The organism is Roseivirga sp. UBA1976 (genome assembly GCF_002336325.1).
Lineage (GTDB): Bacteria > Bacteroidota > Bacteroidia > Cytophagales > Cyclobacteriaceae > Roseivirga > Roseivirga thermotolerans.
On the sequence record NZ_DDDQ01000145.1, the window covers coordinates 25,811 to 34,056 of the forward strand.

General features: G+C 44.1%; 7 protein-coding genes. 5 read left to right on the forward strand and 2 right to left on the reverse strand.

From position 1 onward, the window contains the following. Nucleotide 1 precedes the first annotated feature (1 nt). Complete coding sequence (locus B3763_RS14525; RefSeq protein WP_286747470.1) at nucleotides 2–787, forward strand: queuosine precursor transporter; 786 nt, start codon at nucleotides 2–4, stop codon at nucleotides 785–787. Here the strand turns inward: B3763_RS14525 and B3763_RS14530 are convergent. Next, entirely contained in the window at nucleotides 784–1,524 is a 741-nt protein-coding gene (locus tag B3763_RS14530) for a TrmH family RNA methyltransferase (protein ID WP_286747471.1), read from the reverse strand. The two genes, B3763_RS14525 and B3763_RS14530, sit on opposite strands and share 4 nt — an antisense overlap. A 4-nt stretch (nucleotides 1,525–1,528) precedes the next feature. Here B3763_RS14530 and B3763_RS14535 point away from each other — a divergent pair, with 4 nt between their 5' ends. Further along, a complete protein-coding gene (locus B3763_RS14535) occupies nucleotides 1,529–4,000 on the forward strand; it encodes a BamA/TamA family outer membrane protein (RefSeq protein WP_286747472.1) in 2,472 nt (823 codons plus the stop codon). A gap of 86 nt (nucleotides 4,001–4,086) precedes the next feature. On the opposite strand, the gene B3763_RS14540 is transcribed toward B3763_RS14535, so the two are convergent. Then, nucleotides 4,087–6,192, reverse strand: coding sequence for an alpha-ketoacid dehydrogenase subunit alpha/beta (locus tag B3763_RS14540; protein ID WP_286747473.1), 2,106 nt, complete (start codon nucleotides 6,190–6,192; stop codon nucleotides 4,087–4,089). Between the two features lie 169 nt (nucleotides 6,193–6,361). On the opposite strand from B3763_RS14540, the gene hemF reads away from it, so the two are divergent. Genes hemF through B3763_RS14555 form a run of 3 tightly spaced genes read left to right on the forward strand, consistent with a single transcriptional unit; the run spans nucleotide 6,362 to nucleotide 8,072 of the window. Continuing rightward, nucleotides 6,362–7,264 carry an oxygen-dependent coproporphyrinogen oxidase gene (hemF, locus tag B3763_RS14545; protein ID WP_286747474.1) on the forward strand — a complete coding sequence of 301 codons (903 nt, stop codon included), beginning with the start codon at nucleotides 6,362–6,364 and terminating at the stop codon, nucleotides 7,262–7,264. Further along, nucleotides 7,252–7,836 (forward strand): phosphatase PAP2 family protein, encoded by a 585-nt coding sequence (locus B3763_RS14550; RefSeq protein WP_286747475.1) that lies wholly within the window; start codon nucleotides 7,252–7,254, stop codon nucleotides 7,834–7,836. Before hemF ends, B3763_RS14550 begins: the two co-directional genes overlap by 13 nt. Beyond that, entirely contained in the window at nucleotides 7,815–8,072 is a 258-nt protein-coding gene (locus B3763_RS14555; RefSeq protein WP_189630696.1) for a hypothetical protein, read from the forward strand. The genes B3763_RS14550 and B3763_RS14555 overlap by 22 nt, the downstream gene beginning before the upstream one ends. Nucleotides 8,073–8,246: the final 174 nt, after the last annotated feature.

Consider the following 8,246-nt stretch of genomic DNA (forward strand, 5'->3'; position numbering starts at 1 on the left):
TATGGCCAAATCCATTCTCTCCGATAAGAAAAATAGCCTTTTCATTATTCTCAGCGGTATTTTCATTACCAATGCGCTGATTGCAGAATTGATTGGAGGTAAAATTTTTTCGTTTGAAAAGACCCTTGGATTTGAACCTCTCAATACTCCCCTCTTCGGAGACTTCCTGCTGCAGTTTAACCTAACGGCCGGTGTTGTGCTTTGGCCAGTGGTATTTATAACTACCGATATCATTAATGAATACTTTGGAAAGAAAGGTGTTAGAAGAATCACATTCATTACAGTAGGGCTTATTGCCTACGCTTTTCTCGTTATTTTTCTGGCCATGAAGCTTGTTCCGGCCGATTTTTGGCTCGAAGTAAATGCTGTAAATGAAAAAGGAGAGCCTTTTGATATTAACTACGCATTTGAAAAAGTTCTCTCACAAGGCTTAAACATTATTTTTGCTTCGTTGGTAGCCTTTGTAGTGGGTCAGTTTGTAGATGTGTTTGTTTTTCATAAGCTGCGGAAAATTACAGGAAAGAAAAAAATATGGCTCAGAGCAACAGGCTCTACTCTTGTTTCGCAGCTCATCGATAGTTTTGTGGTACTCTTTGTAGCCTTTTATTTCTTAGGTCCGTGGAGTATCACTCAGGTTTTGGCCGTGGGAGTAACCAACTACATCTATAAATTTATAATTGCCGTAGGCCTTACCCCCATCCTCTACATTGCCCATTACATCATAGATAAATATTTGGGCAAAGATACAGCTGAGCAAATGATGGCCGAAGCGAGTAATGAAGCTTAAATATTTCGGGCAAAATTATCCAACACCACGGCAGTGGCTACTGCCACATTGAGCGACTCAGCTCCTCCCCGACCCGGTATTTTTATGGAGTGAGTTACCAGTGGCCTCAATTCTTCCGATATACCATGCGACTCGCTCCCCATTAGGATAACTCCGTGTTGAAGTTTCGTTTGGTAAATGGATTGACCGTCTAACAGAGCTCCGTAAACATGTCTTTCACACTCAGATAAAAAGCTTCTCAAATCGGTATAATGCACCTTTACGCGAGTAAAAGACCCCATGGTAGCATTAATTACTTTGGGGCTAAATACATCGGTAGTATCCCGACTGCAAACAATTTGCTTTATTCCATACCAATCTGCAATGCGAACAATTGTTCCCAGGTTACCCGGGTCGTTAATCTGATCCAGAGCCAGCACCATTTCCTCTTTCCAATTGGCATTGAGCGATTGTTCCGGCATTTTAACCACAGCCAGTCCGGTACTATTCGACTTAAAGGTACCCACCTGCAACAAGTCGTTCTCCTTTACTTCAAACACATCAAATTTTTTCCGAAATAACTCCTTATCTAACGTTTTCAGGTACCCCGAAGTAGCCAAAAGCGCTTCCACTTCCCAATCGGATTTGAGCACTTCCTCCACTCCTTTTGCCCCTTCTACCAAAAACTTACCTTCGGCCTGTCTATATTTTTTTAATTGCAGAGATTTAAAGTACTTTGATTGGCGTTTAGAGAGCATATTGATGTTGTTCGTGAAGCGAGGAAAAAGACTATTCTACGTATTAATCATTTCGGTTTTACTGGCCTCTTGTACGGGAGTAAAATACCTTGAACAAGGTGAAAAATTACTCTATAACCAGGAGATTGCCGGTGTAAAAAAAGCAAATAAAAATGATATAGCCGATCAGATTTTGCTTGAGCCTAATACTCGTTTCCCCATTATTGGCCCTATTGGTGCCTATATTTATGAAACCGGTGAAAGGGCCTTCGACTCCGCCAAAGTGGCTCGCGAAAAAGAAGAGTTCATAGAAGAAATTGATGCCCGAATCGAAGAACGGCAAGCCAATGGCAAATCTACCAAAAAGCTTGAAGCCAAGAAAAACAGAAAGGTAGACCGCTACAACAAGGAGTTGCGGCTTGGCAATGGGCGCATGCGCACCGGATCTCCTTTGGCCGTATACGACAGCGCATTAATTGAACAGTCGGCTGTTCGTATTAGAAACTACCTCATGAGTAAGGGTTTCAGGAAGTCTGCAGTGACCATAGAAACCAAAGAAAAAGGCCGCAAAATAACCCAAACCTTTCGCATAAAAGAAGGAAAACGCAGCTTCATAGATAGCCTAATGCTTCGTACTGGCGACACAACCATTACCCGAATTATCACCGAGGCAAAGGCCAATTCGCACTTAAAGGTGGGCGAGTATTATGACCGGGCCAACATGGAAAAAGAACAAGACCGATTGGACCTGTTGCTCCGAAACAATGGGTATTTTGAGTTTAATAAGCGATTTATAGAGTTTGTGGTCGAATACGCACCCAAGTCTGAAGACCTATGGATAACCACCATTATAAACAAGCCTGCCAACAGAGATTTTCACAAACAATTTAAGATTGACTCCATAGTGTTCAACACCAGTGGAAATGAGGAAATCTTAGATGCAATGAACTATCTGGGTATTAAATACAACTTCTCAGACATATACTTTTCTCCAAAGGTATTGGACACCCGTCTTAAGCTAGAACCTAACCAACTCTACCGATATTCTGATGTGGTGAACACCCAACGCCAACTTTTGAACATGGACATTTTCCGATTCGCCAATGTGAACTTTGACACTACACTGGTTCAAGATAAGTTTGTAGCCAACATATACACCGCACCACTGCAACGCTATCAGCTTACCCAAGAACTTGGTGTGAATGTAACGGAAGGAACTTTTGGCCCTTTCTACAACCTCTCTTTGAGAAACAGAAATACTTTTGGAGGTGCAGAAATCCTTCAGTTCAATGGTTTTATTGGCTCTGATGGTGTTTCTTCTGCTACCGAACAGGAAGGAACATTCAGTATTTCTAACCTTCAATACGGAGCCAATGTGAGCCTTACATTCCCCCGGTTCGTAACCCCTTTCAATTCGCGTGAGCTTAGCCGCAGATCGTTCAATGCCAAAAGTTCTCTGGTTTTGGGATATTCGTTTATTAACAGACCGGAGTATTCCAGGCAAAACCTTAATGGCTCATACGGTTATTCATGGCAAAACGAGAAAGGTAATATTTCCTATCGTTTAAACGTATCGGAAATTAACCTTGTAAACACATCCAGAATTGATTCGGCATTTCAAAAGCAACTGGACGATCTTGAACTACAAGGAAATACACTGGCTCAGGCCTTTAATAAATCATTTGTTTCTGCCACAAACTTCAACGCCATTTTTAATAACAACTATGGCAATACAGAAAAACCATCGGACTATTTACGTGTGTTTTTGGAAGCGGGAGGCACCATTTACAACCTGATCGGTACCGGCCTATTGGAAAGCGACTCTTTGACCTACTTTAAGTTTGGCAAAGCTCAATTGGACTACCGAAAGTATATTCCGCTGGGAGAAGACAAATCGCTGCATTGGCGTGTAAACGTGGGCTACGCCCTGCCTTATGGCGAGGAGAAGGCCTTACCTTACGAACGCTACTTCTTTACCGGAGGTAGCAACAGCAACAGGGCCTGGTTTCCAAGACGACTGGGACCGGGTTCGGCCCACCCTTATAAACTCGATGAAGATGGCAATAACGAAATAATTGATGGCCAATTGGTTCCGTTACGAACGGGCAGAGAAAGCTATCGGTTTGAGCAGCCGGGTGAGATTTTGCTAGAGCTTAGCCTGGAATACAGGGGCAATATCACCAGTTTTATCGATTGGGCTTTCTTTATCGATGCGGGCAACGTATGGCGTTTTCAGGAGTTTGCCAGTGACGACCCTTCGCAGGTACAGCGTCTTTCGACCGGTGGTGCCTTCAGCTTTTCCGATTTTTACAAAGAGATTGCTATTGGAGCAGGGCTGGGTTTGCGGTTCGACTTTAATTTCCTGGTTTTCAGGTTCGATGCCGGCCACAAAATAAAAGACCCTCGTTTTCCGGAGGGTCTGCGTTGGCAAATGCCATTCTCTCGTTCCAGACAGGGACAAACAGTTTGGAATATTGCGGTGGGTTATCCGTTCTAAGCACAATGCCTCAGTCAGGCTCAGCAATAAAAAAGCTCTTGGCAGGTTAAAAACCCTGCCTTAGCAACTTCCTGCAACCTTTTAGATTAATAGTTCAACAACTTTTCCAGCTGTGCCTCTACCTTTTCCGGAGTTGGCAGCATGGCCTTCTCCAAGTCTACATTGAGTGCAATAGCCGGCAGATTTTCGGCACCATAGGCCATAACCGGAGCGTCAAGTTCCTGGAAGCAGTGTTGAGATATTCGACCGGCCAAAGACTCGGCAAATGAATTCAACAAAGGCTCTTCGGTAAGTACCATGGCCTTGTTGTGTCGTTTAACCGCAACCTTTATCGCTTCCCAGTCAATTGGATTTAGGGTTCTTAGATCCAGTATTTCCACGCGTCCATCAAAGCGCTTGCTGGCCGCCTTGGCCCAATATACGCCCATGCCATAGGTTATTACCACACAAGACTCTCCATTTTCAACAGCTTCTTCAGAAGCTTCCTGATCTATACGGGCCTTACCCAAAGGAATAATATACTCGGAATCCGGCTCGAAAGTCTTTGCCAATTCAGTACCGGGAACTTTAGACCAATACAAGCCTTTGTGCTCGAGCATAACCACCGGGTTAGGATCGTGGAAAGCCGCTTTTATCAGACCTTTCATGTCGGCTGCATTGGACGGATAAACTACCTTTATTCCTCTTATGTTGAGCAAAGTAGACTCAACACTTCCAGAGTGGTACGGCCCACCTCCACCATAGGCCCCAATTGGCACTCTTATGAGCGACTGTATGGGAAACTGCCCCTTACTGAGATAGCAGCTTTTGGATAGTTCTTCTACTAACTGGTTAATCCCCGGCCATATATAATCGGCAAATTGAATCTCCACTATGGGCTTGGCGCCCACTGCCGACATTCCGGCTGTGGAACCTACAATGTATGCTTCCTGAATAGGGGTATTAAACACCCTTGAGTCTCCATATTTCTGGGCAAGCGTAGCCGCTTCGCGAAAAACACCTCCCAGAGTTCCGCCCACATCCTGACCATAGAAAAGTGCCTCGGGATGGTTTTTCAAAATATCATCAACTGCATGCAAAGCCGCATCAACCATCACCACCTTCTCAGCTCCTCTCGGTTTTCTTTGGCCTTTTTCTTCGGTAATTGGAGTGGGTGCAAATTCATGGTCTAAAACAGTAGCCGGATCAGGATCATCGGCATTAAGTGCTCGGGCGTATTCTGACTGAACAAAGGCTCTTGCCTCGTCTTCCAACTTCACTAGATCAGTTTCTTTGTAACCCGCAGCCTTGAGGCTTTTTCTCAACTTAGGAATTGGATCACTCTTCTGATGTATATCCAGGTCATGATCTCCTCTGTACCACTCTTTTCGCACACCTGATGTATGGTGTCCAAGCAACGGGGTTTTAGCATGAACCAATATTGGGGCTCTTTTTTCTCTTACATATTGAAAAGCCTGCTGCATGCCTTCGTAGGAGTTCACAAAATCAGATCCGTCTATACGCATGCGCTCCATACCTTTAAATCCGGCAGCAAACTCAAAAGCATCCATGGCCCGCATTTCGCTGCCCGTAGCGCTTATCCCCCAATCATTGTCTTGAATAAGGTATACAATAGGTAATTTGTGCAGTACTGCCATTTGCATGGCTTCGGAAACCTCCCCTTCGGTTACAGAACCATCGCCAAGTGAGCACAACACCACAGGCTTGTTATTGCCCTTCAGAAGGCCTTGCTCTTCCAGATAATGCAAACCGTGAGCCATGCCTGTGGCTGGTATGGCCTGCATGCCCGTAGCTGAACTCTGATGCGGTATGGTAGGGAAGCCTTCTCGCTTAAGGGAAGGGTGTCCGTAATATGTTCTTCCACCGGAAAAGGGATCGTCTTTCTTTCCCAAAAGCTGGAGCATCAACTCGTGTGGTTGCATGCCTATTCCCAACAAAATGGACTCGTCTCTATAGTAAGGGGCAGCAAAATCGTATGCTTTCAATTGAAAGGCTGCTGCCAATTGAATGGCTTCATGACCCCGAGAAGTGCTATGCACATACTTACTACAAACTGCCCGATTCTCATCGTACAGAACAGCCATATTATAGGCTGTTTGCATAAGCCGATAGGCCTTTTCTAGAATATTTTTAGGAATTTGATTCGCTGTCGTTGTCTTCGCTGTCTTCTTAATCTCTTTGGTCAAATCCATGAGGTTTTATCCTGATCTACTCGTCAAAGTTAGTCAATAATTCAATCGATTGCCGAAAAACCTAACGATCATTAGCTTTTTGATTGCACTCTGTATAGAATAAAAGGTTGTATCCGTCTAATTGTTTGGTCAGTATTTAATCTTCGCACTAAAAAGCTAATTTTGCGCCATGCCGGAGTTGACTAAAGAAGACATTGCAGCCGTTTTTAGAAATATACAGGACCATATTTGCAAGTCGCTGGAAAATGCTGATGGAAAGGCCATTTTTGAAGAGGACAAATGGCAGCGTCCGGGTGGCGGTGGCGGACGCAGTCGGATAGTGCGTAAAGGAAATATCATAGAAAAAGGTGGCGTTAATTTTTCTGAGGTTTTTGGGCCAACTCCGGAAAAAATATTGAACTCATTTGGTCTCTCAGAAGGTCATTTCTTTGCCACTGGTGTTTCTATTGTTCTTCACCCTGAAAACCCTTGGGTACCTATTATTCATATGAACATCAGGTACTTTGAAATGTCTAATGAAACCTATTGGTTTGGAGGAGGCATAGACCTTACCCCTCATTATGTAGACATGGAAGATGCCCGATGGTTTCACTCTAAGTTAAAGGCCGTTTGCGACAAACATGATCCGCATTACTACCAAGAGTTTAAGCAGTGGGCTGATGATTACTTCTATATAAAACACAGGAAGGAAACCCGGGGAATTGGCGGAATATTCTTCGATCATCTGTCGGCCGATAACGGCAAAAACAAGCAGGATATTTTCAACTTTGTGAAGGATGTGGCTCTTGCTTTCCCATCGATTTACACTCATTTTATGGCTAAGAACAGCGTGAAGCCCTTTGGCCCAAAAGAAAAGAGTTGGCAAATGCTTCGCAGAGGCCGTTATGTTGAGTTTAATCTAGTGCTGGACAGAGGTACAAAGTTTGGCTTAGAAACAGACGGAAGAACAGAATCTATACTAATGAGCTTACCTCCCATGGCGGGCTGGGAATATGATCATCAACCCAAAGAAGGATCGGCCGAAGCCCAAACATTGACCATGCTTAAAAAAGGAATCGATTGGCTGGCTTAATTTCATACCTCGAGGCACTGGACAAAGACTTGTTTCGTGTTTTAAACGGAACCCATAATGCACTATTTGATTGGTTAATGCCATGGATTAGCAATAAATACGTATGGATCCCCCTCTATGCTTTTCTGTTGTATTCACTCATAAGATATAGTAAGGCACCGGCCTGGGCAGTGTTGCTCGGCATTGGCTTGCTCATTCTTCTGAGCGACCAGACTGCCTCCGGCCTACTTAAACCTTGGGTGGAACGTTTAAGACCTTGCTACGACCCGGAGCTGGAAGGGCAGGTTCATTTATTAAAAGGTTGTGGAGGCCGATATGGCTTTGCTTCCAGCCATGCAAGCAACTCCTTTGCAGTAGCTATGTTCTGCTGGCTTCTACTTAAAGATTCGGTGCGTTACATTGGCTGGCTATTTCCCTGGGCCGCTTTGGTGGCTTACTCCCGTGTGTATTTAGGGGTGCATTTTCCTGGCGATATTCTGGCCGGTGCACTCATAGGCATTGGCAGTGGTGTAGTAATTAATTTTATATTGAAACAATTAACAATGACCCGATGGGGAAAAAAGACGCTATAGTTTACAAGTACTTCAAACGGGTGTTTGACGATTATCAGGTATTGGTTTCTGTCAATCCTATAGATTATTCAGGCACTGAGCTGATTGTTCATCCGGACGGAAAGATTGAAAAAACGGACATGCAGTTTGATGAGGATATCTATGAAGACCTGGAAGTAGATGAGTTCAAAGAAAGCAGCCCGCTGGAGTTTCAACTTTATATGAAACGGGATTTCTTTACTCGTGAAGAGGATTAACGCCCTTTGAGTTTTGCGCATTGAGTTTTCCCCGTCCAATGAATACACCTCCACTCTCTGTTTAAAAAAAACTGAATTCGATGTAAGTAAGTAGTAAAATATCCCCTCTTAGGACGTCATTGCGGAGTTTTCCTCTGAAAACTTCACATGCGCAAAGGAAAATATCCGCAATCT

Coding starts and splice junctions, on each gene's coding strand:
- B3763_RS14555 (WP_189630696.1), top strand. CDS start 7,815: ATGGGGAAAAAAGACGCTATAGTTTACAAGTACTTCAAACGGGTGTTT.
- B3763_RS14530 (WP_286747471.1), bottom strand. CDS start 1,524: ATGCTCTCTAAACGCCAATCAAAGTACTTTAAATCTCTGCAATTAAAA.
- B3763_RS14540 (WP_286747473.1), bottom strand. CDS start 6,192: ATGGATTTGACCAAAGAGATTAAGAAGACAGCGAAGACAACGACAGCG.
- B3763_RS14525 (WP_286747470.1), top strand. CDS start 2: ATGGCCAAATCCATTCTCTCCGATAAGAAAAATAGCCTTTTCATTATT.
- B3763_RS14535 (WP_286747472.1), top strand. CDS start 1,529: ATGTTGTTCGTGAAGCGAGGAAAAAGACTATTCTACGTATTAATCATT.
- hemF (WP_286747474.1), top strand. CDS start 6,362: ATGCCGGAGTTGACTAAAGAAGACATTGCAGCCGTTTTTAGAAATATA.